Genomic DNA, 25479 nt, shown 5'->3' with positions numbered 1-25479 from the left:
GTGGATAGATTGCTATAGCCCTTTATTTTCAATGTGTACAGAGATTCAAAACCCTGTGTTCATGTGCCAATGAGGCCCTTGGATAACCGGTTTAAGCCTGTGGATGAAAGGGGTGGTTATCCACAGAGGTGGTTATGTCCAGTTTTCGAGCCCTGTTATCAACTGACCTTAGCCGCGGTTATTCACAGGGCTTAATCCACAGAAAAGTGCCGTTCGCTCGAAATTCGGGTGCAGGAATTCCGCTCAAGCAGACGAAGTCCGCTCGGCACTGGGAGTTTTTTTCAGAAAAGGAGAGAACAGACAGGCACGAATGGCCTGTCTGTGAATAACAGGAGGGCTATTTACCGATACAGAAGCTGGAAAAAATCCGCCCCAGCAGGTCATCGGAACTGAAAGCACCGGTGATTTCACCCAGCGACTGCTGAGTCTGGCGCAAATCCTCGGCTAACAACTCGCCAGCACCGGCCAGGGTCAATTGGGCACGGCCATGCTCGAGGGCAGCACTGGCATGACGTAGCGCCTCAAGGTGTCGCCGGCGAGCGCTGAAGCTGCTTTCGGACGTTTGTTCATAGCCCATGCAGGCCTTGAGGTGATCACGCAGCAGCTCCAGCCCGACACCACCCGACCTGGCGCTCAGGCTGATGGTGACATGGCCGTCCTGGCTGACCTCCAGCGCAATGGCTTCGCCCGTAAGATCGGCTTTGTTGCGGATCAGGGTGACTTTCGCGGGATCGGGACGGATTTCGAGAAACTCCGGCCAGAGTGCGAAAGGATCGAGGGCTTCCGGTGCAGTGGCATCAACCACCAACAGTACCCGATCGGCTTCGCCGATAGCTTTCAAGGCACGCTCGACGCCGATTTTTTCCACATGATCATCGGTATCGCGCAGACCGGCGGTATCCACGACGTGCAGCGGCATGCCATCGATGTGGATATGTTCGCGAAGCACGTCACGGGTGGTGCCGGCAATTTCGGTCACGATCGCCGCTTCACGCCCGGCCAGGGCATTGAGCAGGCTGGATTTACCGGCATTCGGACGACCGGCAATGACCACGGTCATACCGTCACGCAGCAAGGCGCCCTGCCCGGCTTCGCGCATGACGGTGGATAACTCGTCGCGCACCTTGTCGAGCATGCTCAGGACGTGGCCATCGGCGAGGAAGTCGATTTCCTCTTCCGGAAAATCGATGGCCGCTTCGACATAGATGCGCAAGCCGATCAATTGCTCGGTGAGGTTATGCACACGTGACGAGAAAGCACCTTGCAGGGAGCGCAATGCGTTTCGCGCAGCCTGGGCAGAACTGGCTTCAATCAGGTCGGCAATGGCTTCGGCCTGGGCGAGGTCCAGTTTGTCGTTGAGGAAGGCGCGCTCACTGAATTCCCCCGGCCGGGCGAGACGGCAACCCAGTTCCAGGCAGCGCTTGAGCAACATATCCAGAACAATCGGACCGCCATGGCCTTGCAGCTCCAGCACATCTTCGCCTGTGAACGAGTTCGGGCCGGGGAAATACAAGGCAATGCCCTGGTCCAGCACCTCGTCGTTTTCACTGAAAAACGGACCGTAGTGGGCAAATCGCGGCTTGAGCTCGCGACCGCTGAAGGCCTTGGCCGCAACGCTGGCCAACGGCCCGGAAATACGCACGATGCCTACACCGCCGCGACCTTGAGCGGTGGCGACGGCTGCGATGGTTTCGCGAGGAACGCTCATAAACCGGTATCCAGACAAAAGTGACAGATAGCAAAACGCCCCACTAGGGGGCGTTTTGAGTGGTTATCCACAGTGTAAATCAGGCGGCTGCTTTAGCGGCCGCTTCGATTTTACGCGTGATGTACCACTGTTGTGCGATGGACAGCACGTTGTTTACAACCCAGTACAGCACCAGACCGGCCGGGAACCACAGGAAGAAGAAGGTGAAGATGATTGGCATCAGCTTCATTACCTTGGCCTGCATCGGATCCGGAGGAGTCGGGTTCAACTGCTGCTGAATGAACATGGTTGCGCCCATGATGATCGGCAGAATGAAGAACGGATCCTTGATCGACAGGTCAGTAATCCACAGCATGAACGGCGCTTGGCGCATTTCAACGCTTTCCAGCAGAACCCAGTACAGCGAGAGGAAAACCGGCATCTGCACGAGGATTGGCAAGCAACCACCCAGCGGATTGATCTTCTCTTTCTTGTACAGTTCCATCATGGCTTGCGACATTTTCTGCCGGTCATCGCCATGTTGCTCTTTCAGCGCGGCCAGTTTCGGCGCCACTGCACGCATGCGCGCCATGGATTTGTAGCTGGCAGCCGACAGCGGGAAGAAGATCCCTTTGATCAGCATGGTCAGGAAGATGATCGACCAGCCCCAGTTACCCACAATGGCGTGGATGTGTTGCAGCAACCAGAAGATCGGTTGGGCGATGAACCACAGAATGCCGTAGTCGACCGTCAGTTCCAGACCTGGGGACAACTCTTTGAGCACGGCCTGGCTTTTCGGACCGGCGTACAGAACAGCGCTGGTCTCGGCCTTGGCACCCGGCGCAACACTCATCGATGGGCCGGTGTAGCCGATGATGTAGTTGCCTTTGCTGTCTTTACGGGTCTGGACGACGTTGTTTTCGCCCTTGGCCGGAATCCATGCGGTCACGAAGTAGTGCTGCAACCAGGCAACCCAACCGCCTGTGACGGTTTCTTTCAGCGGCGCCTTGTCCATGTCCTTCATGGACACTTTCTTGTACGGCTCGGAACTTGTCCACAGGGCGGCGCCCAGGTAAGTCGCGGTGCCGGTAGCCGTAGTCGATGAAGGATCGGCGCTGGCGTCGCGCTTCAACTGGGCGAACATCGCACCATTCCAGGGCTGGGCGCTCTGGTTGTCGACCAGGTAGGAAACGGTTACGTCATACAGGCCGCGTTTCAGGGTGAAACGCTTGATGTAGTTGACGCCGTCTTTGCTGAACTTCAGGTCTACGACCAATTGGTCCTGACCGTCAGCCAGCTGATAAATCTTCTTCTCCGAGGAATAAACCGGACGACCGGCCGGATTTGCATCCGGACCGTTGGTGCCGATCAGACCGCTTTGCGCCAGATAAGTACGTTCGCCGCCGTTATCGAACAGCTGGAACGGAATTTCCGGGTGATCCTGACGACGCGGATACAGCGGCAGGGTCAACTGGGCAACATCGCCACCTTGTGGGTCGACAGCCAGGTCCAGTACATCCGTTTTGATCTGGATGAGGTCCTTGCTCACAGCCACCGGCGTTTCGGCAGGTGCGCTGGTGTCGCTTGCAGCACGTGGAATGTCGTCACTGGCAGAAGCGTTGGAGCCAGATGCCGTATCCGGCAGGCCCGATGCAGTCGTATTGGTGGCAACATTCTGAGTCGGCAGGGCAGCCTGGCCATAGTCCTGGTTCCATTTAAGAACCATAACGTAGGACACGATTGCCAGGGCGACGATCAGGATCGTGCGTTTGATATCCATGATTACTCGGCCATCGAAGAAGAACGGGAGGTAGGGATAGGTGGAACCGGGTCATAACCACCGGGATTCCACGGATGACAGCGACCTAAACGACGAAAGGTCAGCCAGCCACCGCGAAGAAGGCCATGATTTTCGATGGCTTCTAACGCGTAGCAGGAACAACTGGGGTAGAAACGACAGTGACTGGCCATCATGGGACTAATGGCATAGCGATAAAACTGGATCGGAACGAGTGCCAGTTTACGCATCTGGACTGTCTACCCCTACAGTTTCGGTTTTGACTGCTGGTACTGGCGAACTGCGAGCCAGTCGTTTCCAGAGTTTGCCGAAATGCTGAATCAATTCGGGGTTTTCTACGTCGCCCAAACCTTTGCGCGCGACGATAACAATGTCCCAGCCGACCAGAGAATCCTGGTTCAGGCGAAACGATTCGCGCATCAGACGTTTGAGGCGATTGCGCTCGACGGAGAGCTTTACGCTCTTTTTCCCGATTACCAACCCGAGACGGGGGTGATCAAGATCGTTGTTGCGCGCAAGGAGCAGGAGATTTTTCCCCGGAACCTTGCCGGTAGGGGAGTCAAAGACTGCCTTGAATTGCCGGGGGGTAAGCAGACGCTTTTCCCGACTGAAGTCCTGACTCACCTCCAGTGCCGGATTATCAAACTGCCAGACGCGCACGACCTTTGGCGCGACGACGCGACAGGACGGCACGACCGTTCTTGGTAGCCATGCGAGCACGGAAACCGTGGGTACGAGCGCGTTTGATAGTGCTTGGTTGGAAAGTACGTTTCATTGTCGTGTTACCTGGTTCGTCCACAACGGGCCGGAATGGCCCCCGTTTTAAGAGACCGGGGATTCTAGAGAAAGCAAGCCTTCAGGTCAATTTCCAACCAACGTTTCCTTATAAATAGATCTCCAGAGGTTTTTCAGCACTTGCACCTTGCGTAGATATAAAAATAAGAAAGGAAAGTATTTAAAGCTTTTCTGTAAAGCTTATAAAAGCTAGGCTCGCCATCTTCTGTGGATAACTCGATTCAGCCCTTGTTTTACCTGCTGTACAGAGAATGACAACTACGGTGGAAAACAGTGTTCAGCCTGTGCTGCGCTGTCGGATAACCTGTGTGTGAAAGGTCGCTTTATCCACAGGCCGGTTATCCACCGAGTTTCGCCCCCACTTGTGCAATGACCTTAACCCCGGTTATCCACAAAGCTTATGCACAGACCACTGGTCGCCTTTTTTGCGTATGAAACGGTGATTCTTCTTGGTCGATGAACCACCTTCGTGTGGATAAGTCGGCGTCTGGTCGCTACAATGGCCGCTTGTTTTTGCCTCACCGGCTTTCAACTTAGGGGATATCCGTGTCAGTGGAACTTTGGCAGCAGTGCGTGGAACTTCTGCGCGATGAGCTGCCTGCCCAACAATTCAACACTTGGATCCGTCCACTACAGGTCGAAGCCGAAGGCGACGAGTTGCGTGTCTATGCGCCCAATCGTTTTGTTCTGGACTGGGTCAACGAAAAGTACCTGGGGCGTGTTCTCGAATTGCTCGATGAGCACGGCAATGGCATGGCGCCTGCGCTTTCCTTATTAATAGGCAGCAAACGCAGTTCGGCACCCCGTGCCGCGCCAAACGCTCCCCTGGCTGCTGCGGCTTCCCAGGCCCAGGCTGCTCAAGCACCCGTCAGTCCGCCGCCGGCACCTGCCGCCGTGTCGACCAAGCGTGCGACGCAAAAAGTGGCTGAAGTCTCCGAGGAAGAACCTTCCCGTGACAGCTTCGACCCGATGGCCGGAGCCAGTTCGCAACAGGCACCTGTGCGCGCCGAGCAACGTACCGTGCAGGTCGAAGGTGCGCTCAAGCACACCAGTTACCTGAACCGCACCTTTACCTTCGAGAATTTCGTTGAAGGTAAATCCAACCAGCTGGCGCGCGCCGCCGCCTGGCAGGTGGCAGACAACCCCAAGCACGGTTACAACCCACTCTTCCTTTATGGTGGTGTCGGCCTGGGTAAAACCCACTTGATGCACGCTGTGGGTAACCATCTATTAAAGAAGAACCCGAATGCCAAGGTGGTGTACCTGCATTCCGAGCGTTTCGTGGCGGACATGGTCAAGGCCCTGCAACTGAACGCGATCAACGAGTTCAAACGCTTCTACCGTTCGGTGGATGCGTTGCTGATCGATGACATTCAGTTCTTCGCCCGCAAGGAGCGTTCCCAGGAAGAGTTTTTCCACACCTTCAACGCCTTGCTCGAAGGTGGGCAGCAGGTCATTCTCACCAGTGACCGCTACCCGAAGGAAATCGAAGGCCTTGAAGAACGCCTCAAATCCCGTTTTGGCTGGGGCCTGACCGTAGCGGTCGAGCCGCCGGAGCTGGAAACCCGCGTGGCGATCCTGATGAAGAAGGCCGATCAGGCCAAAGTCGAGTTGCCTCACGACGCCGCGTTCTTCATTGCCCAACGCATTCGCTCCAACGTCCGTGAGCTGGAAGGCGCGCTCAAGCGCGTGATCGCCCACTCGCACTTCATGGGCCGCGATATCACCATCGAGCTGATTCGCGAATCCCTTAAGGACTTGTTGGCGTTGCAGGATAAACTGGTCTCTGTGGATAACATTCAGCGCACTGTCGCCGAGTACTACAAGATCAAGATCTCCGACTTGCTGTCCAAACGCCGTTCGCGTTCGGTCGCTCGTCCGCGTCAGGTCGCCATGGCGTTGTCCAAGGAACTGACCAACCACAGCCTGCCGGAAATCGGCGATGTGTTTGGCGGCCGCGACCATACGACGGTCTTGCACGCGTGCCGCAAGATCAACGAACTTAAGGAATCCGACGCGGACATCCGCGAGGACTACAAGAACCTGCTGCGTACACTGACCACTTGATGAACACCAGCGCAGCTAATTAAGGCAAGGGACTAGACCATGCATTTCACCATTCAACGCGAAGCCCTGTTGAAACCCCTGCAACTGGTCGCAGGCGTCGTCGAACGCCGACAGACCTTGCCGGTACTTTCCAACGTGCTGCTGGTTGTCGAAGGCCAGCAATTGTCGCTGACCGGTACCGACCTGGAAGTCGAGCTGGTCGGTCGTGTTCAACTCGAAGAGCCGGCGGATCCGGGCTCCATCACCGTGCCGGCGCGCAAGCTGATGGACATCTGCAAAAGCCTGCCGAACGATGCGCTGATCGACATCAAGGTCGACGAGCAGAAGCTTGTGGTCAAGGCTGGCCGTAGCCGCTTCACCCTGTCGACACTGCCGGCCAACGACTTCCCTACCGTTGAAGAAGGCCCGGGTTCGCTGACCTGCAGCCTGGAGCAAAGCAAGCTGCGTCGTCTGATCGAACGCACCAGCTTCGCCATGGCCCAGCAGGACGTGCGTTACTACCTCAACGGCATGCTGCTGGAAGTTTCCGCGGGTGTGATCCGCGCGGTAGCCACCGACGGCCACCGTCTGGCCATGTGCTCGATGCAGGCCGACATCGGCCAGCCGGATCGTCACCAGGTCATCGTGCCGCGCAAAGGTATCCTCGAACTGGCTCGCCTGCTCACCGAGCCGGACGGCAATGTCAGCATCGTGCTGGGTCAGCATCACATCCGCGCCACCACCGGTGAGTTCACCTTCACCTCGAAGCTGGTTGACGGAAAATTCCCGGACTACGAGCGAGTTCTGCCTAAGGGTGGCGACAAGCTGGTTCTTGGTGATCGTCAGGCTCTGCGCGAAGCGTTCAGCCGTACCGCCATTCTGTCCAACGAGAAGTACCGTGGTATCCGTCTGCAACTGGCCAGCGGTCAGCTGAAGATCCAGGCGAACAACCCGGAGCAGGAAGAAGCGGAAGAAGAAGTGGGCGTTGAATACAACGGCGGCTCTCTGGAAATCGGCTTCAACGTGAGCTACCTGCTCGACGTACTGGGCGTGATGACCACCGAGCAGGTTCGTCTGATCCTGTCCGACTCCAACAGCAGCGCGCTGGTGCAGGAATCGGATAACGACGACTCGGCCTACGTTGTCATGCCGATGCGTCTGTAATCATGTTCAGCAGAAGCTAGATGTCCTTAAGTCGCGTCTCGGTCACCGCGGTGCGCAATCTGCACCCGGTGACCTTCTCCCCCTCCCCCCGCATCAATATTCTTTACGGCGCCAACGGCAGCGGCAAAACCAGTGTTCTGGAAGCCATCCATCTGCTGGGGCTTGCCCGTTCGTTTCGCAGCACCCGTCTGTTGCCGGTCATTCAATACGAACAGCTTGCCTGTACGGTATTTGGCCAGGTTGAACTGGCGGAGGGCGGGCATAGCGCCTTGGGTATTTCCCGGGATCGCCAAGGGGAATTCCAGATCCGTATCGATGGGCAGAACGCTCGCAGCGCCGCGCAACTGGCCGAGATCTTGCCACTGCAACTGATCAATCCGGATAGCTTTCGATTGCTGGAAGGCGCGCCGAAGATTCGCCGACAGTTTCTCGACTGGGGTGTGTTCCACGTGGAACCGCGCTTCATGTCAACCTGGCAGCGCTTGCAGAAGGCCCTGCGCCAGAGAAACTCTTGGCTGCGGCATGGTACACTTGACGCCGTTTCGCAAGCGGTTTGGGACAGGGAACTGTGCCAGGCCAGCGCTGAAATCGATGAATACCGCCGCGCTTATATCAAAGCCTTGAAACCAGTCTTTGAACAAACCTTGAGCGAACTGGTTGAGCTTGAAGGCTTGACGCTCAGCTATTACCGCGGCTGGGACAAGGACCGTGAACTGAGTGCTGTGCTCGCCGGGTCTCTTCAGCGGGACCAGCAAATGGGACATACCCAGGCCGGACCACAACGCGCTGATTTGCGGCTCAGACTGGGCGCGCACAACGCCGCGGACATCTTGTCCCGAGGCCAGCAGAAGTTGGTGGTTTGCGCATTACGGATTGCCCAAGGGCACTTGGTCAGCCAGGCTCGACGCGGTCAGTGTATTTATCTGGTGGATGACTTGCCGTCCGAACTGGACGAGCACCACCGTCGCGCCCTTTGCCGCTTGTTGGAAGACTTACGCTGCCAGGTATTTATCACCTGTGTAGATCACGAATTATTGAGGGAAGGCTGGCAGACGGAAACGCCAGTCGCTCTGTTCCACGTGGAACAGGGCCGTATCACCCAGACCCACGACCATCGGGAGTGAAGGCATTGAGCGAAGAAAATACGTACGACTCAACGAGCATTAAAGTGCTGAAAGGCCTGGATGCCGTACGCAAACGTCCCGGTATGTATATTGGCGACACCGACGATGGCAGCGGTCTGCACCACATGGTGTTCGAGGTGGTCGACAACTCGATCGACGAAGCGCTCGCCGGCTACTGCGACGACATCAGCATCATCATCCACCCGGATGAGTCCATCACCGTTCGCGACAACGGCCGTGGCATCCCGGTAGACGTACACAAGGAAGAAGGCGTTTCGGCAGCCGAGGTCATCATGACCGTGCTGCACGCCGGCGGTAAATTCGACGACAACTCCTACAAGGTTTCCGGCGGTCTGCACGGTGTGGGTGTGTCGGTAGTTAACGCCCTGTCGGAAGAGCTGGTCCTGACCGTTCGCCGTAGCGGCAAGATCTGGGAACAGACTTACGTCCACGGTGTTCCGCAAGAGCCGATGAAAATCGTTGGCGACAGTGAAACCACCGGTACACAGATCCACTTCAAGGCTTCCAGCGAAACCTTCAAGAACATCCACTTCAGCTGGGACATCCTGGCCAAGCGGATTCGTGAACTGTCCTTCCTCAACTCCGGTGTCGGTATCGTCCTCAAGGACGAGCGCAGCGGCAAGGAAGAACTGTTCAAATACGAAGGCGGCCTGCGTGCGTTCGTTGAATACCTGAACACCAACAAGACCCCGGTCAATCAGGTGTTCCACTTCAACGTCCAGCGTGAAGACGGCATCGGTGTGGAAATTGCCCTGCAGTGGAACGACAGCTTCAACGAGAACCTGTTGTGCTTCACCAACAACATTCCACAGCGCGACGGCGGTACTCACCTGGTGGGTTTCCGTTCCGCATTGACGCGTAACCTGAACACCTACATCGAAGCAGAAGGCCTGGCGAAGAAGCACAAAGTCGCCACCACCGGTGACGATGCCCGTGAAGGCCTGACCGCGATCATTTCGGTGAAGGTGCCGGATCCGAAGTTCAGCTCCCAGACCAAAGACAAGTTGGTGTCTTCCGAAGTGAAGACCGCGGTCGAACAGGAAATGGGCAAGTACTTCTCCGACTTCCTGCTGGAAAACCCGAACGAAGCCAAGCTGGTCGTCGGCAAGATGATCGACGCGGCCCGTGCCCGTGAAGCGGCACGTAAAGCCCGTGAGATGACCCGCCGCAAAGGCGCGCTGGACATCGCCGGCCTGCCGGGCAAACTGGCCGACTGCCAGGAAAAAGACCCTGCCCTGTCTGAACTGTACCTCGTGGAAGGTGACTCCGCGGGCGGCTCTGCCAAGCAGGGACGTAACCGCAAGACCCAGGCGATTCTGCCCCTCAAGGGTAAAATCCTGAACGTCGAGAAGGCACGCTTCGACAAGATGATCTCTTCCCAGGAAGTGGGCACCTTGATCACTGCGCTGGGCTGCGGCATCGGTCGCGAAGAGTACAACATCGACAAGTTGCGCTATCACAACATCATCATCATGACCGATGCTGACGTCGACGGTTCGCACATCCGTACCCTGCTGCTGACCTTCTTCTTCCGTCAGCTGCCGGAGCTGATCGAGCGTGGCTACATCTACATCGCTCAGCCGCCGTTGTACAAAGTGAAGAAAGGCAAGCAAGAGCAATACATCAAAGACGACGACGCCATGGAAGAGTACATGACGCAGTCGGCCCTGGAAGATGCGAGCCTGCACTTGAACGAGGATGCACCGGGTATCTCCGGCGAAGCCCTCGAGCGTCTGGTGAATGACTTCCGTCTGGTGATGAAGACCCTCAAGCGTCTGTCGCGCCTGTACCCACAGGAACTGACCGAGCACTTCATCTACCTGCCGGCTGTCAGCATGGATCAGTTGTCCGATCATGCAGCGATGCAGGACTGGCTGGCCCAGTATGAAGTGCGTCTGCGTACTGTCGAGAAGTCGGGTCTGGTCTACAAGGCAAGCCTGCGTGAAGACCGTGAGCGTGGCGTGTGGCTGCCAGAGGTCGAACTGATCTCCCACGGCCTGTCGAACTACGTCACGTTCAACCGCGACTTCTTCGGCAGCAACGACTACAAGACCGTTGTTTCCCTGGGCGCTCAACTGAGCACCCTGCTCGACGATGGCGCGTACATCCAGCGTGGCGAACGCCGTAAGTCGGTCACCGAGTTCAAGGAAGCCCTGGACTGGCTGATGGCTGAAAGCACCAAGCGCCACACCATCCAGCGATACAAAGGTCTGGGCGAGATGAACCCGGATCAGCTGTGGGAAACCACCATGGACCCAAGCGTGCGTCGCATGCTGAAAGTGACCATCGAAGACGCCATTGGCGCGGACCAGATCTTCAACACCCTGATGGGTGATGCGGTCGAACCACGTCGTGACTTCATCGAAAGCAATGCCCTGGCGGTGTCCAACCTGGACTTCTGATCCCGGTCGACCCCAACGAAAAGGCCAATGCATTTGCATTGGCCTTTTTTTGCCCGCGTTTTACTCGCTCGCCGGTGCCACACTCTCCAACCGATACCCATAAATCGTCAGCAACTGCCAACCGCGATCCGCCGTCAGCCCAAGCTTGTTGCGCAGGCGATAGATGTGAGTATCGAGCGGCCGGGACGAGGACACTTCTTCATCGGGCCAGAATCGTTCGTACAGGTAATCCCGCGACCAGGCGCTGCCCATCGCGCAGCTGAAGATCGAACTGTTCAGCCAATACCGACGCTTTTCTTCCGCCCAAGGTATCGATGGCGTGGGGTTGGGATTATCGATGGTCAAAGCCGTTGTGGATGGGCATAAAAAAACCGGCTATATCCGCCGGTTTTTTTACGTCCAAAAAAAACTTATGCACGTTTTTATGGTTTTTATCATTCTAAGAAATATGTAAAAAAATCATAATGTTACGTACAAAAAATGACGCTTTTCAATGAAACGGTACACAGGTTATCCACAGAATCTCAGACAACCACCTGATCGTTTGAAACCGGCGCTTGCGGAGCCGGTGGCAGTGAGCCCATTTCCCGTTGCATCTGCTCGTTCCACGCCTGGACCCGGTCGTTCAATTCAGCAATGGCTCGTGGTCCGGTGCCTGCGGCATACATTGGCTCACCAATGATCACAGTGATGACGCCCTGCTTCTTCTCCCAACCGGTTTTCGGCCAGAACTTGCCTGCGTTGTGCGCAATCGGCAGCACCGGCAATTCGGCGTTGACCGCCAAGGCGCTGCCACCGCGCGAGAACTTTCCGACGGTGCCGAAAGGAACGCGCGTGCCTTCGGGGAAGATCAGCACCCAGACATTGTCCTTGAGCAACTCATCACCTTTTTGAGCCACATGCTTGAGTGCTGCTTTCGGGTTGTCGCGATCGATGGCGATCGGTCGCAGCATGGCCATGGCCCAACCGAAGAACGGCACATAGAGCAACTCACGTTTGAGCACCTGGCTCAGCGGTGAGAAGTAGGCGGAGAGAAAAAACGTCTCCCAGGTACTCTGATGGTTCGATTGAATCACGCACGGCCGTTCAGGTACGTTCTCGGCGCCCTTCACTTCGTAGCGAATACCAAGGAACACTTTGCTCAGCCACAGGGCACAACGGCACCAATACACGTTGATGAAGCGATAACGTGCCTTGAAGGGCAGAAACGGTGCGATAAAAAAACTCAGGCTGCACCACAGCAATGAGCTGGTGCCCAGCAGCAGGTAAAAGAGGAAGGTTCTGATGGCCTGCAATATCGACATGGTGACGTTTACCGTTGCGGGAATTGCCCGCCTGTATAAAGCGCACTCCTGATGGGTCCTTTATCAGGAATTTCAGAAGCACTCTAATTGTGGATAAGTTCTGCGGCAATCGCCGCCAGATCGTCAAAAATCAATGTGCCAACCGGAAGGGTCTTGCCCAAAGTCTTTTCGCCTTTCCCGGTCTTTACCAAAACTGGCTGTGAATCGACGGCTTTGGCGGCTTCCAGGTCACCAAGGCTGTCGCCGACGAACCAGAGATCGGTCAGCGACACGTTGTAATGAGCGGCGATGCTTTTCAACATCCCGGGTTTCGGCTTGCGGCAATCGCAGCCTTCGTCCGGCCCATGCGGGCAGTAGACGATCAGGCCGACTTCACCACCCTGCTCCGCCACCAACGCGCGCAAGCGCTCGTGCATGGCATTGAGGGTGGAAAGGTCGTAGTAGCCGCGAGCGATGCCCGACTGGTTGGTAGCGACCGCTACCGTCCAGCCGGCCTTGCTCAACTGCGCGATGGCTTCGATCGATCCGGGGAGTGGAATCCACTCCTCCACCGACTTGATGTAAGCGTCGGAGTCGTAATTGATCACTCCGTCCCGATCGAGAATCAGCAGTTTCAACAGCAGTCCCTCAACCCAGCAGCGAAATGTCGGCGACGCCGAGGAACAGCCCACGCAGACGTGCCAGCAACGCATAACGGTTGGCGCGGACCTTTGCGTCCTCCGCATTGACCATCACGGCTTCGAAGAACGCATCCACCGGTTCGCGCAGTGCAGCCAGGCGTGCCAGTGATTCGCTGTACTGACGCGAGGCGGCCATTGGCTGTACAGCCTGGTCAGCCTGCTGGATCGCCGAGTACAGGGAGAACTCGTTGGCGTTGTCGAAGTATTTGGCTTCCACGACTGTCGGAACGGAGCCTTCAACCTTGCTCAGCAAGTTCGACACGCGCTTGTTCACGGCGGCCAGGGCGGCAGCTTCCGGCAGTTTGCGGAAAGCCTGTACCGCTTGCACGCGCTGGTCGAAGTCCAGGGCCGAACCGGGCTTCAGGGCACGTACCGACAGGTAGGTCGCCACATCGACGCCTTCGTCTTCGTAACGGGCACGCAGGCGGTCGAAGATGAATTCCAGCACCGAATCGTTCAGGCCCGCAGCCTTGACCTTGGTACCGAACGCATTCACAGCGAAGGCCACGGCGTCGTTCAGGTCCAGATCCAGTTGCTTCTCGATCAGGATACGCAACACGCCCAGTGCAGCACGGCGCAGGGCGTACGGGTCTTTGCTGCCGGTCGGCAGCATGCCGATACCGAAGATTCCCACGAGGGTGTCGAGCTTGTCGGCAATGGCCACGGCCGCACCGGTCAGGGTGCTTGGCAGTTCAGCGCCGGCACCGCGCGGCATGTACTGCTCGTTCAGCGCCAGTGCGACATCTTCCGGCTCGCCATCGTTGAGGGCGTAGTAGTAACCGGCGACACCTTGCATCTCCGGGAACTCGCCGACCATCTCGGTCGCCAGATCACACTTGGACAGCAGGCCGGCACGCGCCGCCCATTGAGCGTTACCACCAATGTGTGGAGCGATGAACGCGGCCAGCCTGGATACGCGTTCGGCCTTGTCGTAGACGCTGCCGAGTTTTTCCTGGAACACCACGTTTTGCAGGCGCAGGTTGAAGTCTTCGAGCTTTTGCTTCTTGTCTTGCTTGAAGAAGAACTCGGCGTCGGTCAGGCGTGGGCGAACCACTTTCTCGTTACCGGCGATGATCTGCTGTGGGTCCTTGCTCTCGATGTTGGCCACGGTAATGAAACGTGGCAGCAACTTGCCGTCGGCGTCCAGCAGGCAGAAGTACTTCTGGTTGTCCTGCATGGTGGTGATCAGGGCTTCCTGCGGCACGTCGAGGAAGCGCTCCTCGAACGAGCACACCAGCGGCACCGGCCATTCGACCAGCGCGGTCACTTCATCGAGCAGCGCTGGAGGAACGATTGCCGTGCCTTCCTGACGGGTGGCCAGCTCTTCGGTGCGCTTGCTGATGATCTCGCGACGCTCGTTGGCGTCGGCCAAAACGTAGGCGGCACGCAGGTCGGCCAGGTAGCTGGACGGCGAACCGATGCGCACGTTTTCCGGGTGATGGAAGCGGTGGCCACGGGAGTCACGGCCGGCCTTCTGGGCGAGGATGGTGCAGTCGATGACCTGGTCACCGAGCAGCATCACCAGCCATTGGGTCGGACGAACGAATTCTTCCTTGCGCGCGCCCCAACGCATGCGTTTCGGGATCGGCAGGTCGTTCAGCGAATCTTCGACGATGGTCGGCAGCAGGCTCGCAGTCGCCTTGCCGGCGATGCTCTGGCTGTAGCGCAGTTTCGGGCCGCTCTGATCGATTTCGCTCAGCTCGACGCCGCACTTCTTGGCGAAGCCCAATGCTGCCTGGGTCGGGTTGCCTTCAGCATCGAACGCGGCCTGACGCGGCGGGCCGTCGAGGTTGATGCTGCGATCCGGCTGCTGGGTGGCCAGTGCGGTGATCAGCACGGCCAGGCGGCGCGGAGCGGCATAAACGGTTTTGCTCTCGTAGTTCAGGCCGGCAGCTTGCAGGCCCTTGTCGATACCGGCGAGGAACGCCTCGGCCAGGGTGTTCAGGGCTTTGGGTGGCAGTTCTTCAGTGCCCAGTTCAACCAGAAAATCCAGAGCACTCATTGTGCAGCCTCCAGCTTGGCCAGTACTTCATCACGCAGGTCCGGGGTCGCCATCGGGAAGCCCAGCTTGGCGCGAGCCAGCAGGTAGGCTTGCGCAACGGAACGCGCCAGGGTGCGTACACGCAGGATGTATTGCTGACGCGCGGTCACCGAGATCGCCCGGCGCGCATCCAGCAGGTTGAAGGTGTGGGAAGCCTTCAACACCATTTCGTAGCTCGGCAACGGCAGCGGCTGGTCGAGTTCGATCAGGCGCTTGGCTTCGCTTTCGTAGAAATCGAACAGTTCGAACAGCTTGTCGACATTGGCGTGTTCGAAGTTGTAAGTGGACTGCTCCACTTCGTTCTGGTGGAACACGTCGCCGTAGGTCACTTTGCCGAACGGACCGTCAGCCCACACCAGGTCGTAGACCGAGTCCACGCCTTGCAGGTACATGGCCAGACGTTCGAGACCGTAGGTGATCTCGCCGGTCACTGGGTAGCACTCGATGCCGCCCGCTTGCTGGAAGTAGGTGAACTGGGTCACTTCCATGCCGTTGAGCCAGACTTCCCAGCCCAGACCCCAGGCGCCGAGGGTCGGCGATTCCCAGTTGTCTTCGACGAAGCGAATGTCGTGGACCAGCGGGTCCAGGCCAACGTGCTTGAGAGAGCCCAGGTACAGTTCCTGGAAGTTGTCCGGGTTCGGCTTCAGGACCACCTGGAACTGGTAGTAGTGCTGCAGACGGTTCGGGTTTTCACCGTAACGGCCGTCAGTCGGACGGCGGCTTGGCTGCACGTAGGCGGCGTTCCAGGTTTCCGGGCCGATGGCGCGCAGGAATGTTGCGGTGTGGAAAGTGCCGGCGCCTACTTCCATATCGTAGGGCTGAAGTACCACACAACCTTGCTCGGCCCAGTATTGCTGGAGGGCGAGGATCAAGTCTTGGAAGGTACGCACGGCTGGCGTAGGCTGGCTCACGAAATTCACCTGTTTCTTGGGCTGCGATTTAAAGAGCGGGAGTATACCCGATTCATTGCTGCGCACGCCCCCTGGAGCCTTATGCCACGCTGCTTTTGGTGTTCCGAAGATCCGCTGTACATGGCTTATCACGATCAGGAGTGGGGCACGCCGCTACGGGATGCGCAGGGATTGTTCGAGTTACTTTTGCTCGAAGGGTTCCAGGCCGGGCTTTCCTGGATCACCGTGCTGCGCAAGCGCGAGCGTTATCGCGAAGTTTTGTTCGGCTTCGACGTGCAGCGCGTGGCGCAGATGAGCGATGCCGAAATCGACGAGCTGATGCTCGATCCCGGCATCATCCGCAACCGACTCAAGCTCAACGCGGCCCGGCGCAATGCCCAGGCCTGGCTGGCGCTGGAGGATCCGGTGGCGTTTCTGTGGTCATTCGTCGGCGGCACGCCTGTGATCAATCATTTCAAGGATCGCAGCGAAGTCCCGGCCGTGACGCCGACTGCCGTGGAAATGAGCAAAGGCTTGAAAAAGGCCGGCTTCACGTTCGTCGGGCCGACCATCTGCTACGCGCTGATGCAGGCCTCGGGCATGGTCATGGATCACACCCGCGATTGCGACCGCTACGCGCAGCTGGCGAACGGCGGTTAGAATGGCCGCCTCGCGCACAGCACAAGATCAGGAGTGACCTGTGGATAAGTTTAAAGGCGCCTTGCTGGTAGGCGCTCTGCGGCTGTTTGCCCTGCTTCCGTGGTGGGCCGTGCAGGCCGTGGGCTCGGCGATTGGCTGGGTTATGTGGAAAACCCCGAACCGTTCCCGCGACGTGGTACGGATCAATCTGTCCAAGTGCTTTCCGGACATGGACCCCGCCGAGCGTGAGCGCCTGGTGGGCCAGAGCCTGAAAGACATCGGCAAGTCCCTGACCGAGAGTGCCTGCGCCTGGATCTGGCCGGCCCAGCGCTCCATCGACCTGGTGCGCGAAGTCGAAGGCCTCGACGTATTGAAGGACGCCCTTGCCTCCGGCAAAGGCGTGGTCGGCATCACCAGCCACCTGGGCAACTGGGAAGTGCTCAATCACTTCTATTGCAGCCAGTGCAAACCGATCATTTTCTACCGTCCGCCGAAATTGAAGGCAGTGGATGAATTGCTGCAAAAGCAGCGGGTGCAGTTGGGTAACAAGGTCGCGGCTTCCACCAAGGAAGGCATCCTCAGTGTCATCAAGGAAGTGCGCAAAGGTGGTGCAGTGGGCATTCCCGCTGACCCGGAACCGTCCGAATCCGCCGGGATCTTCGTGCCGTTCTTCGCCACTCAGGCACTGACCAGCAAGTTCGTACCGAACATGCTGGCCGGCGGCAAAGCAGTCGGCGTATTCCTGCACGCCCTGCGCCTGCCGGACGGTTCGGGCTACAAAGTGATCCTTGAAGCCGCGCCAGAGGCCATGTACAGCACCGATACGGCAGAGTCCTGTGCGGCCATGAGCCAAGTGGTCGAGCGCTATGTGCGGGCGTACCCGAGCCAGTACATGTGGAGCATGAAGCGCTTCAAGAAGCGCCCACCGGGTGAAGAGCGTTGGTACTGACTTACTTGGCACACTCTGTGGATAACCTGTAGGAGCGAGCTTGCTCGCGATGGACGTTAACGATGAGGTGGGCTGCCAGGTTGAACGCGGCGCCCTGGCATCCATCGCGAGCAAGCTCGCTCCTGCACGTATCCACAACCGTTCATCAGGGCGCAAAAAGATGTCCGAACACCGCAAATCATTTCGCATCAAGATCAGTCACGAAAGCATTGGCGATTGCCTGGGCCAGACGCGCAACCTGTCGACCACCGGCGTCTACGTGAAGCATCCGAAACTGTCGGCGCTGCCCAGGGGGGCGGTGGTTTACGGACAGGTGCAGGATTTACCCACAGGCGCGCCTCGCGTGCGCATGGAAGTGGTGCAGGTGGACGCCGAGGGCATCGGTTTGCGTTATCTCTGAGTCAGTGCGCCTGACGCTCGAGCTTCTTCAGGAACACCGTCATTTCCTTCTCCGCCTGCTTGTCGCCATGGCCGCGAGCAGCTTCCAGGCCTTGCTCCCAAGCCTGCCGCGCGGCCGCAAAGTCCGCCAGCGCCAGATGGGCCTTGCCCAGTAGTTTCCACGCCGCCGAATACTTCGGATCGAACTCCACGCAGCGTTGGAAATGCTCCGCAGCCTTGGCGTTTTCCCCCAGATCCAGATAGCCCTTGCCCAGGCCGAAGCGCAGCAAAGCGTTATCCACACCCTTGGCGAGCATTTTTTCCAGGGATTCGATCATCGGTGGATTCCTTGCCTGAGGCATGTCATGGGTTGATTTACTGTAGGCGCGAGCTTGCTCGCGATGAACCTGACAGCGACGCGGGGTGTCTGGTTTCCAGCATTATCGTTGACGACCATCGCGAGCAGGGCCCGCTCCTACTAAAGGCAGGCCCCGTATCAGAAGAAGCTCAGCCCCACATGGAACAACTTCTCTACATCGCGAATATGCTTTTTATCCACAAGGAACAGAATCACATGGTCCCCCGCTTCGATCACGGTGTCGTCGTGGGCGATGATCACCTCTTCGTCGCGGATAATCGCACCGATGGTGGTGCCCGGCGGCAGGCCGATGTTCTCGATGGACTTGCCGATCACCTTGCTCGATTTGGCATCGCCATGGGCAATCGCCTCGATGGCTTCCGCCGCACCCCGGCGCAGTGAGTGCACGCTGACGATGTCGCCCCGGCGCACGTGGGCCAGCAATGTGCCGATGGTCGCCAGTTGCGGGCTGATGGCGATGTCGATGTCGCCGCCCTGGATCAGATCGACATAAGCCGGGTTGTTGATGATGGACATCACCTTCTTCGCGCCCAGGCGCTTGGCCAGCAGCGACGACATGATATTGGCTTCGTCGTCGTTGGTCAGGGCCAGGAAAAGGTCAGCGTCGGCGATGTTCTCTTCCATCAGCAGGTCGCGGTCCGAAGCGCTGCCCTGCAACACCACCGTGCTGTCCAGTGTGTCGGAGAGATGACGGCAGCGTACAGGGTTCATCTCGATGATTTTCACCTGATAACGGCTTTCGATGGCCTCGGCCAGACGCTCGCCAATCTGCCCGCCACCGGCGATGACGATGCGTTTATAGGTTTCGTCGAGACGGCGCATTTCGCTCATCACCGCACGAATGTTCGCCTTGGCGGCGATAAAAAATACTTCGTCGTCGGCTTCGATCACCGTGTCGCCCTGGGGCAGGATCGGCCGGTCACGACGGAAAATCGCCGCAACGCGGGTTTCCACGTTCGGCATGTGTTCACGCAACTGCCGCAGTTGCTGGCCCACCAGCGGCCCGCCGTAGTACGCCCGCACCGCCACCAATTGCGCCTTGCCTTCGGCGAAGTCGATCACCTGCAAGGCACCGGGGTGCTGGATCAGGCGCTTGATGTAGTTGGTGACCACTTGTTCCGGGCTGATCAGCACGTCCACCGGAATCGCTTCGTTCTGGAACAACTGCTCTTCGCGGGTCAGGTACGCGGCTTCGCGAACCCGGGCGATCTTGGTCGGGGTGTGGAACAGGGTATGGGCGACCTGACAGGCGACCATGTTGGTTTCGTCGCTGTTGGTCACCGCGACCAGCATGTCGGCGTCATCGGCTCCAGCCTGGCGCAACACGGTCGGGAATGAGCCACGACCTTGTACCGTGCGGATGTCCAGGCGGTCACCAAGGTCGCGCAGACGTTCGCCATCGGTGTCGACCACAGTAATATCGTTGGCTTCGCTGGCCAGGTGTTCCGCCAGCGAACCGCCGACTTGCCCTGCACCGAGGATGATGATTTTCATCCAGTCACTCCATTGAATCCATTTAACCGCGCGTGGCGGTGATCTTGATCAGCTTGGCGTAGTAGAAGCCATCGTGGCCACCTTCCTGGGCCAGCAACTGGCGACCATGGGGCTGCTTGATGCCAGCCGCCGTGGCGAGGTCCAGTTCACGAGCACCCGGCGTGCGGGCGAGGAAGGCTTCGATGACCTCGGTGTTCTCGGTCGGCAGCGTGGAACAGGTGGCGTACAGCAGGATGCCGCCGACCTCCAGGGTTTTCCACATGGCATCGAGCAACTCGCCCTGCAGCAGCGCCAGCGCGACGATGTCGTCGGGTTGGCGGGTCAGTTTGATATCCGGGTGACGACGAATCACACCGGTGGCCGAACATGGCGCGTCCAGCAGGATGCGCTGGAACGGCTTGCCGTCCCACCACACCTGAGTGTCGCGGCCGTCGGCGGCAATCAGTTCGGCGCTCAGTTTCAGGCGTTCGAGGTTTTCCCGCACCCGCACCAGCCGCTTGGCTTCCAGGTCTACCGCCACGACGCCGGCCAGTTTTGGCTCGGCTTCGAGGATGTGGCAGGTCTTGCCACCTGGTGCACAGCAAGCGTCGAGCACCCGTTGACCCGGCGCGAGGTCGAGCAGATCAGCAGCCAGTTGCGCGGCTTCGTCTTGCACGCTGATCCAGCCCTCGGCGAAACCCGGCAGGCTGCGCACATCGGCGGCGGCGTCGAGCACGATGCCGTCGCGGCTGTAGACACACGGCGTGGCAGCAATTCCCGCGTCAGTCAGCAAACCGAGGTAGGCATCACGGGTGTGATGGCGACGGTTGACCCGCAGGATCATAGGCGGATGCGCATTGTTCGCCGCGCAAATGGCTTCCCATTGATCTGGCCAGAACGCTTTCAAAGATTTCTGCAGCCAGCGTGGGTGAGCGGTGCGCACCACCGGATCACGTTCCAACTCGGCGAAAATCGTTTCGCTTTCGCGCTGAGCATTACGCAGCACAGCGTTGAGCAGCGCCTTGGCCCAGGGTTTTTTCAGCTTGTCGGCGCAACCGACGGTTTCACCAATGGCGGCATGGGCCGGGACACGGGTGTAGAGCAACTGATAGAGACCTACCAGCAACAGCGCCTCGACATCGGCGTCGGCAGCCTTGAACGGCTTCTGCAGCAGCTTGGCCGCCAACGCCGACAAACGTGGCTGCCAGCGCGCGGTGCCGAACGCCAGGTCCTGGGTAAAGCCGCGATCACGGTCCTCGACCTTGTCCAGCTGCGTAGGCAGCGAACTGTTGAGCGAGGCTTTTCCGTTCAGGACGGCAGCGAGTGCCTTGGCGGCGGCCAGACGCGGATTCATTGAGCGTCCGCCACTTGGCCGAGGACAGTGCCGGTGGCGAATTTCTCGCGACGGCTGTTGAACAGATCGCTGAAGTTCAGCGCTTTGCCGCCGGGCAATTGCAGACGGGTCAGGCACAAGGCCTGCTCGCCGCACGCGACGATAAGACCGTCCTTGCTGGCGCCGAGGATTTCACCCGGGGCGCCTTTGCCTTCGGCGAGGTTTGCGGCCAGTACTTTCAGGGCTTCGCCGTTCAAGGTGCTGTGGGTAATCGGCCACGGGTTGAAGGCACGGACCAGACGCTCCAGCTCAACCGCCGGGCGACTCCAGTCGATGCGTGCTTCGTCCTTGTTCAATTTGTGCGCATAGGTAGCGAGGTTGTCGTCCTGCACTTCGCCCTCCAGGGTTCCGGTGGCGAGGCCGGCAATCGCCTGGACTACAGCCGGCGGGCCCATTTCGGCCAGGCGATCGTGCAGGCTGCCGCCGGTATCTTCGGCGCTGATCGGCGTGGTGACCTTGAGCAGCATCGGCCCGGTGTCGAGGCCGGCTTCCATGCGCATCACGGTCACGCCACTTTCGGCGTCGCCCGCCTCCACGGCGCGCTGGATCGGCGCCGCACCCCGCCAGCGTGGCAGCAGCGAGGCGTGACTGTTGATGCAACCCAGGCGCGGAATATCCAGCACCACTTGCGGCAGGATCAGGCCGTAGGCGACCACCACCATCAAGTCCGGCTTCAGTGCGGCCAGTTCAGCCTGAGCATCTTCGTTGCGCAGAGTGGGCGGTTGCAGCACCGGGATATTGTTCTCCAGAGCAAGCTGCTTGACCGGGCTCGGCATCAGTTTTTGCCCGCGACCGGCCGGACGATCCGGTTGGGTGTAGACCGCAACGATCTCGTAAGGGCTGTCGAGCAGGGCCTTGAGGTGTTCGGCGGCGAATTCGGGGGTGCCGGCAAAGACGATGCGCAGTGGCTCAGTCATGGGTGACGTCTCTTGAAAAGAAAAAGGCTTGCCGCAGCAAGCCTTTGAAGATGGGCATCAGGCGTTCTGGCGATGAAGCTTTTCCAGTTTCTTCTTGATGCGGTCGCGTTTGAGCGTCGACAGGTAATCGACGAACAATTTGCCGTTGAGGTGGTCGCATTCATGTTGGATGCACACCGCGAGCAGGCCTTCGGCGATCAGTTCGTAGGGTTGGCCATCGCGGTCCAGCGCCTTGACCTTGACCCTTTGCGGGCGATCGACGTTTTCATAGAAGCCGGGTACCGAAAGGCAGCCTTCCTGGTATTGCTCCATCTCGTCGGTCAGGGGTTCGAACTCGGGGTTGATGAACACTCGCGGTTCGGTGCGGTCTTCGGAGAGGTCCATCACGACGATACGTTTGTGCACGTTGACCTGGGTAGCGGCGAGGCCGATGCCAGGCGCTTCATACATTGTTTCAAACATGTCGTCGACCAACTGACGCACTTCGTCGTCCACTACGGCCACTGGCTTGGCGATAGTGCGCAGACGCGGATCAGGGAATTCGAGGATGTTTAAAATGGCCATAAGCTTGATAAGTGCACGTGTGAAGTAAGGTCGGGTCGATGGCCTGGCGGTCCGAAGATGCAGGCTACCGTTGTAAAACGTAGCTCCCTTTTGTTGACAAGCAAGCCGGGAGCGAGCCACTGACGGCTCTGGCGTTTCACGCGAATGCACATAATAAAGGGATTCACCGCATGAGGAAATCACTACTCGCCCTGCTGCTCCTGGCTTCGGCAGGTTGGGCGTACGGGCAAGGGCAGCTTCGGGAAGAGATTCCCACCATAAAGCTGTCGCCTCAGGTTCGCAGCAGCCCGGTGACCGAGGCTATCCCCAGCATTGCTCTGAAGTCGATCAACAGCTTTCTGCTGAGCAACCGCATCGTCGACAAGGCCGAGGAATTCGACAAGGCGCCTTACATCGTCGCTGGTGATTCCGAACGGGTGCTCAGCGGCGCGGGTGACCGCATCTTTGCCCGCGGCCATTTCGATCCGGCGCAACCGGCGTACGGTATCTTCCGCCAAGGCAAGGTCTACACCGATCCGCAGAGCAAGGCAATTCTGGGGATCAACGCCGACGATATCGGCGGCGGCGATGTCGTGGCCATCGAAGGTGACGTTGCCACCCTGGAGTTGCTACGCACGACTCAGGAGGTCCGCCTCGGCGATCGCTTGTTCAGCGGTGAAGAGCGCGCGATCAACTCGACCTTCACGCCCAGCGCACCGAGCCACGAAATCAACGGTTTGATCATCGATGTACCGCGTGGGGTCACGCAGATTGGCGAGTTGGATGTGGTAACGCTGAACAAGGGTCAGCGCGACGGTCTGGCCGAAGGCAATCTGCTGGCGGTAATGAAAACCGGTGAAACCGTAAGGGACCGGATCACTGGCCAGCCATTGAAAATTCCCGATGAGCGCGCCGGTTTGCTGATGGTTTTCCGTACCTACGACAAACTCAGTTATGGGCTGGTGCTCAGCGCCTCGCGCTCACTGTCGGTGATGGACAAGGTACGAAATCCGTAAGAGTGCTTCACAAGTTACCAACAGAGTTATCCACAGCTTATTCCCGTTTGTACGGGTGCTCATAACGATCAAGGATGATCCATGTCGATGCCTACTGTTACACCGGTTTCCCCCGCGGAACTGGAAGCTCGATTACGTCTGCACCGTTTGCCGGAACTCGGTCCTGCGCGTTTCAAGAAACTGCTCGAAGCCTTCGGTTCGGCATCCAAAGCCATCAGCGCGCCAGCCAGTGCCTGGCGCGCGCTGGGTTTGCCACTGGTCTGTTCCGAGGCCAGGCGTAGCACTGAGATCCGTGACGGCGCCAGTCATGCATTGGCCTGGCTGGAGCGCCCGGCCCAGCATTTACTGATGTGGGACCAACCGGACTACCCGGCACTGCTGGCACAAATCAGCGATGCACCACCGCTGTTATTTGTCGCGGGCGATCCGGGCATTCTGGAAAAACCACAACTGGCGATGGTCGGCAGCCGTCGCGCTTCCCGGCCAGGAATGGACACCGCTGCCGCGTTTTCCCGCAGCCTGGCGGGTGCCGGTTTTGTCATTACCAGCGGCCTGGCCCTGGGCATTGACGCCGCCGCGCACCAGGCCGCGCTCGACGTCGGCGGGCAAACGGTCGGTGTGCTCGGCACGGGGCTCGAGAAGTTTTATCCACAGCGAAATAGACGCCTGGCGGACGCCATGATCGCTTCGGGCAGCGCAGTGCTTTCGGAGTTTCCGCTGGATGCAGGTCCCAGCGCCAGCAACTTCCCTCGGCGCAATCGCATCATCAGTGGTTTGTCCCTTGGAGTGCTGGTGGTCGAAGCCAGTGTCGCCAGCGGTTCACTGATCACCGCGAGGCTGGCGGCGGAACAGGGGCGCGAGGTGTTTGCGATGCCCGGGTCGATCCATCATCCCGGCGCCCGCGGCTGTCATCAGTTGATTCGGGACGGTGCGGTGCTGGTGGAAACCATCGAACATATCCTCGAAGCCTTGCGCGGTTGGCAACGACTGTCGTTATCCACAGAAACCTGCCCCCCTGCGACGACTCACCCACTGCTGAAACTGCTGCATGCCGCGCCTCACACCAGTGAAGCGATGGCCGACGCAAGCGGCTGGGCCTTGCCGAAAGTGCTGGCGGCGTTGACGGAGCTGGAAATGGATGGCCACGCCGTGTGCGAAAACGGGCGCTGGTTTGCACGGGTGAGCTAGGTTTTATAAACAAGATCGGTAAACTGCGCAGAGCCTTAGTCTGGAGTGTTTTTCATGGTCAACAGTTGGCGTGTGCAACAAGCCGCGCAAGCAATTCGCGCCGGGGCGGTGATTGCCTACCCAACCGAAGCAGTCTGGGGCCTGGGTTGCGACCCGTGGGACATCGATGCGGTGGAGCGTCTGCTGCTGATCAAGGGCCGCTCTGTGGAAAAGGGGCTGATTCTGGTCGCCGACAACATCCGTCAGTTCGATTTCCTCTTCGAAGACTTCCCCGAGTTGTGGATGGACCGCATGGCCAGTACCTGGCCGGGTCCGAACACCTGGCTGGTGCCGCACCAGAACCTGCTGCCGGAGTGGATTACCGGCGTGCATGAAACCGTGGCGCTGCGGGTCAGCGATCACCCGCTGGTGCGGGATTTGTGCGCGCTGGTCGGGCCGCTGGTGTCGACGTCGGCCAATCCGCAGGGGCGCCCGGCGGCACGTACGCGGATTCGCGTCGAACAGTATTTCCGTGGCCAGGTGGATCTGGTGCTGGGCGGAAACCTGGGCGGACGCAAGAACCCGAGCGTGATTCGCGATCTGGCGACCGGCAAGGTTGTGCGCCCCGATTGAGACCGAGTTGACCCCTTCGCGAGCAAGCCCGCTCCCACAG

The 25479-nt window shown here is 58.9% G+C and carries 23 protein-coding genes and 2 pseudogenes; 10 read left to right on the top strand and 15 right to left on the bottom strand.

Annotation, left to right across the window (positions count from 1 at the left end):
• Positions 1 to 337: 337 nt before the first annotated feature.
• The 5 genes from mnmE to rpmH all read right to left on the bottom strand — a co-directional run bounded on the left by mnmE (position 338) and on the right by rpmH (position 4260).
• The gene (mnmE, locus tag ABIE16_RS18240) at positions 338 to 1708 is read right to left on the bottom strand and encodes a tRNA uridine-5-carboxymethylaminomethyl(34) synthesis GTPase MnmE (RefSeq protein WP_429521693.1); all 1371 of its coding nucleotides are present in this window, start codon (positions 1706 to 1708) and stop codon (positions 338 to 340) included.
• A 79-nt stretch (positions 1709 to 1787) separates the two neighbouring features.
• Positions 1788 to 3467 (bottom strand): membrane protein insertase YidC, encoded by a 1680-nt coding sequence (yidC, locus tag ABIE16_RS18235; protein WP_057712656.1) that lies wholly within the window; start codon positions 3465 to 3467, stop codon positions 1788 to 1790.
• Between the two features lie 2 nt (positions 3468 to 3469).
• Complete coding sequence (gene yidD, locus ABIE16_RS18230) at positions 3470 to 3715, bottom strand: membrane protein insertion efficiency factor YidD (protein ID WP_150733942.1); 246 nt, start codon at positions 3713 to 3715, stop codon at positions 3470 to 3472.
• Positions 3708 to 4109 (bottom strand): ribonuclease P protein component, encoded by a 402-nt coding sequence (rnpA, locus tag ABIE16_RS18225; protein ID WP_056727027.1) that lies wholly within the window; start codon positions 4107 to 4109, stop codon positions 3708 to 3710. Before rnpA ends, yidD begins: the two co-directional genes overlap by 8 nt.
• Before the next feature lie 16 nt (positions 4110 to 4125).
• Positions 4126 to 4260 carry a 50S ribosomal protein L34 gene (rpmH, locus tag ABIE16_RS18220; RefSeq protein ID WP_003213577.1) on the bottom strand — a complete coding sequence of 45 codons (135 nt, stop codon included), beginning with the start codon at positions 4258 to 4260 and terminating at the stop codon, positions 4126 to 4128.
• A 566-nt stretch (positions 4261 to 4826) separates the two neighbouring features.
• Between rpmH and dnaA the strand changes: the two genes are divergently transcribed.
• Genes dnaA through gyrB form a run of 4 tightly spaced genes read left to right on the top strand, consistent with a single transcriptional unit; the run spans position 4827 to position 11037 of the window.
• Positions 4827 to 6347, top strand: coding sequence for a chromosomal replication initiator protein DnaA (dnaA, locus tag ABIE16_RS18215; RefSeq protein ID WP_057712654.1), 1521 nt, complete (start codon positions 4827 to 4829; stop codon positions 6345 to 6347).
• Positions 6348 to 6386: 39 nt separating this feature from the next.
• Positions 6387 to 7490: a DNA polymerase III subunit beta gene (dnaN, locus tag ABIE16_RS18210; RefSeq protein WP_007969885.1), complete on the top strand. Its 1104-nt coding sequence runs from the start codon at positions 6387 to 6389 to the stop codon at positions 7488 to 7490.
• A gap of 20 nt (positions 7491 to 7510) precedes the next feature.
• Positions 7511 to 8614, top strand: a complete 1104-nt coding sequence (gene recF, locus ABIE16_RS18205) for a DNA replication/repair protein RecF (protein WP_007969883.1) — start codon at positions 7511 to 7513, stop codon at positions 8612 to 8614.
• A 5-nt stretch (positions 8615 to 8619) separates the two neighbouring features.
• On the top strand, positions 8620 to 11037 hold the full coding sequence (gyrB, locus tag ABIE16_RS18200) for a DNA topoisomerase (ATP-hydrolyzing) subunit B (protein ID WP_057716535.1): 2418 nt from the start codon (positions 8620 to 8622) through the stop codon (positions 11035 to 11037).
• Between the two features lie 60 nt (positions 11038 to 11097).
• Here gyrB and ABIE16_RS18195 read toward each other — a convergent pair.
• The 5 genes and pseudogenes from ABIE16_RS18195 to glyQ form a co-directional block, all read right to left on the bottom strand.
• Positions 11098 to 11280, bottom strand: a pseudogene (locus ABIE16_RS18195) (winged helix-turn-helix domain-containing protein); the annotation flags it as partial.
• 281 nt (positions 11281 to 11561) lie between these two features.
• Positions 11562 to 12341 (bottom strand): lysophospholipid acyltransferase family protein, encoded by a 780-nt coding sequence (locus tag ABIE16_RS18190; RefSeq protein ID WP_429521692.1) that lies wholly within the window; start codon positions 12339 to 12341, stop codon positions 11562 to 11564.
• A gap of 83 nt (positions 12342 to 12424) precedes the next feature.
• Positions 12425 to 12964: a D-glycero-beta-D-manno-heptose 1,7-bisphosphate 7-phosphatase gene (gmhB, locus tag ABIE16_RS18185; protein ID WP_218494801.1), complete on the bottom strand. Its 540-nt coding sequence runs from the start codon at positions 12962 to 12964 to the stop codon at positions 12425 to 12427.
• A gap of 4 nt (positions 12965 to 12968) precedes the next feature.
• Positions 12969 to 15023, bottom strand: coding sequence for a glycine--tRNA ligase subunit beta (gene glyS / locus ABIE16_RS18180; RefSeq protein WP_429521691.1), 2055 nt, complete (start codon positions 15021 to 15023; stop codon positions 12969 to 12971).
• Positions 15020 to 15973 carry a glycine--tRNA ligase subunit alpha gene (glyQ, locus tag ABIE16_RS18175; RefSeq protein ID WP_003187265.1) on the bottom strand — a complete coding sequence of 318 codons (954 nt, stop codon included), beginning with the start codon at positions 15971 to 15973 and terminating at the stop codon, positions 15020 to 15022. The genes glyS and glyQ overlap by 4 nt, the downstream gene beginning before the upstream one ends.
• 81 nt (positions 15974 to 16054) lie before the next feature.
• Here glyQ and tag point away from each other — a divergent pair, with 81 nt between their 5' ends.
• The 3 genes from tag (at position 16055) to ABIE16_RS18160 (ending at position 17940) form a co-directional block, all read left to right on the top strand.
• Complete coding sequence (gene tag / locus ABIE16_RS18170; protein WP_057712649.1) at positions 16055 to 16612, top strand: DNA-3-methyladenine glycosylase I; 558 nt, start codon at positions 16055 to 16057, stop codon at positions 16610 to 16612.
• A 40-nt stretch (positions 16613 to 16652) separates the two neighbouring features.
• Positions 16653 to 17540 carry a lysophospholipid acyltransferase gene (locus tag ABIE16_RS18165; protein WP_057712648.1) on the top strand — a complete coding sequence of 296 codons (888 nt, stop codon included), beginning with the start codon at positions 16653 to 16655 and terminating at the stop codon, positions 17538 to 17540.
• 160 nt (positions 17541 to 17700) lie between these two features.
• Positions 17701 to 17940 (top strand): PilZ domain-containing protein, encoded by a 240-nt coding sequence (locus tag ABIE16_RS18160; RefSeq protein ID WP_057712647.1) that lies wholly within the window; start codon positions 17701 to 17703, stop codon positions 17938 to 17940.
• A gap of 1 nt (position 17941) precedes the next feature.
• On the opposite strand, the gene ABIE16_RS18155 is transcribed toward ABIE16_RS18160, so the two are convergent.
• From ABIE16_RS18155 to def, 5 genes are all read right to left on the bottom strand, one after another.
• Entirely contained in the window at positions 17942 to 18256 is a 315-nt protein-coding gene (locus tag ABIE16_RS18155) for a tetratricopeptide repeat protein (protein ID WP_057397334.1), read from the bottom strand.
• Between the two features lie 158 nt (positions 18257 to 18414).
• A complete protein-coding gene (gene trkA, locus ABIE16_RS18150) occupies positions 18415 to 19791 on the bottom strand; it encodes a Trk system potassium transporter TrkA (RefSeq protein ID WP_218494550.1) in 1377 nt (458 codons plus the stop codon).
• 22 nt (positions 19792 to 19813) lie between these two features.
• A complete protein-coding gene (rsmB, locus tag ABIE16_RS18145) occupies positions 19814 to 21124 on the bottom strand; it encodes a 16S rRNA (cytosine(967)-C(5))-methyltransferase RsmB (protein ID WP_429521690.1) in 1311 nt (436 codons plus the stop codon).
• A complete protein-coding gene (fmt, locus tag ABIE16_RS18140) occupies positions 21121 to 22080 on the bottom strand; it encodes a methionyl-tRNA formyltransferase (protein ID WP_429521689.1) in 960 nt (319 codons plus the stop codon). Before fmt ends, rsmB begins: the two co-directional genes overlap by 4 nt.
• Positions 22081 to 22137: 57 nt before the next feature.
• Entirely contained in the window at positions 22138 to 22644 is a 507-nt protein-coding gene (def, locus tag ABIE16_RS18135; RefSeq protein WP_057712643.1) for a peptide deformylase, read from the bottom strand.
• A gap of 242 nt (positions 22645 to 22886) precedes the next feature.
• On the opposite strand from def, the pseudogene ABIE16_RS18130 reads away from it, so the two are divergent.
• The 3 genes and pseudogenes from ABIE16_RS18130 to ABIE16_RS18120 all read left to right on the top strand — a co-directional run.
• Positions 22887 to 23639: pseudogene (locus ABIE16_RS18130) on the top strand (peptidoglycan-binding protein); the annotation flags it as partial.
• A gap of 81 nt (positions 23640 to 23720) precedes the next feature.
• Complete coding sequence (gene dprA, locus ABIE16_RS18125; RefSeq protein WP_429521688.1) at positions 23721 to 24827, top strand: DNA-processing protein DprA; 1107 nt, start codon at positions 23721 to 23723, stop codon at positions 24825 to 24827.
• A 54-nt stretch (positions 24828 to 24881) separates the two neighbouring features.
• Positions 24882 to 25439, top strand: a complete 558-nt coding sequence (locus ABIE16_RS18120; RefSeq protein WP_150812662.1) for an L-threonylcarbamoyladenylate synthase — start codon at positions 24882 to 24884, stop codon at positions 25437 to 25439.
• Positions 25440 to 25479 lie beyond the last annotated feature (40 nt).

It is taken from the genome of Pseudomonas sp. 2725, assembly GCF_050434585.1.
GTDB lineage: Bacteria > Pseudomonadota > Gammaproteobacteria > Pseudomonadales > Pseudomonadaceae > Aquipseudomonas > Aquipseudomonas jessenii.
Note: the sequence above shows the minus strand (reverse complement) of the source record. Positions and strands in the feature narration are given on the sequence as shown.

What these genes read in the sequence shown, in the direction of transcription:
- ABIE16_RS18120 (WP_150812662.1), top strand. Translation starts at nt 24,882, where the DNA reads ATGGTCAACAGTTGGCGTGTGCAACAAGCCGCGCAAGCAATTCGCGCC.
- def (WP_057712643.1), bottom strand. Translation starts at nt 22,644, where the DNA reads ATGGCCATTTTAAACATCCTCGAATTCCCTGATCCGCGTCTGCGCACT.
- ABIE16_RS18160 (WP_057712647.1), top strand. Translation starts at nt 17,701, where the DNA reads ATGTCCGAACACCGCAAATCATTTCGCATCAAGATCAGTCACGAAAGC.
- ABIE16_RS18155 (WP_057397334.1), bottom strand. Translation starts at nt 18,256, where the DNA reads ATGATCGAATCCCTGGAAAAAATGCTCGCCAAGGGTGTGGATAACGCT.
- glyS (WP_429521691.1), bottom strand. Translation starts at nt 15,023, where the DNA reads ATGAGTGCTCTGGATTTTCTGGTTGAACTGGGCACTGAAGAACTGCCA.
- yidC (WP_057712656.1), bottom strand. Translation starts at nt 3,467, where the DNA reads ATGGATATCAAACGCACGATCCTGATCGTCGCCCTGGCAATCGTGTCC.
- rpmH (WP_003213577.1), bottom strand. Translation starts at nt 4,260, where the DNA reads ATGAAACGTACTTTCCAACCAAGCACTATCAAACGCGCTCGTACCCAC.
- dnaN (WP_007969885.1), top strand. Translation starts at nt 6,387, where the DNA reads ATGCATTTCACCATTCAACGCGAAGCCCTGTTGAAACCCCTGCAACTG.
- recF (WP_007969883.1), top strand. Translation starts at nt 7,511, where the DNA reads ATGTCCTTAAGTCGCGTCTCGGTCACCGCGGTGCGCAATCTGCACCCG.
- yidD (WP_150733942.1), bottom strand. Translation starts at nt 3,715, where the DNA reads ATGCGTAAACTGGCACTCGTTCCGATCCAGTTTTATCGCTATGCCATT.
- mnmE (WP_429521693.1), bottom strand. Translation starts at nt 1,708, where the DNA reads ATGAGCGTTCCTCGCGAAACCATCGCAGCCGTCGCCACCGCTCAAGGT.
- ABIE16_RS18190 (WP_429521692.1), bottom strand. Translation starts at nt 12,341, where the DNA reads ATGTCGATATTGCAGGCCATCAGAACCTTCCTCTTTTACCTGCTGCTG.
- trkA (WP_218494550.1), bottom strand. Translation starts at nt 19,791, where the DNA reads ATGAAAATCATCATCCTCGGTGCAGGGCAAGTCGGCGGTTCGCTGGCG.
- tag (WP_057712649.1), top strand. Translation starts at nt 16,055, where the DNA reads ATGCCACGCTGCTTTTGGTGTTCCGAAGATCCGCTGTACATGGCTTAT.
- rsmB (WP_429521690.1), bottom strand. Translation starts at nt 21,124, where the DNA reads ATGAATCCGCGTCTGGCCGCCGCCAAGGCACTCGCTGCCGTCCTGAAC.
- dprA (WP_429521688.1), top strand. Translation starts at nt 23,721, where the DNA reads ATGTCGATGCCTACTGTTACACCGGTTTCCCCCGCGGAACTGGAAGCT.
- fmt (WP_429521689.1), bottom strand. Translation starts at nt 22,080, where the DNA reads ATGACTGAGCCACTGCGCATCGTCTTTGCCGGCACCCCCGAATTCGCC.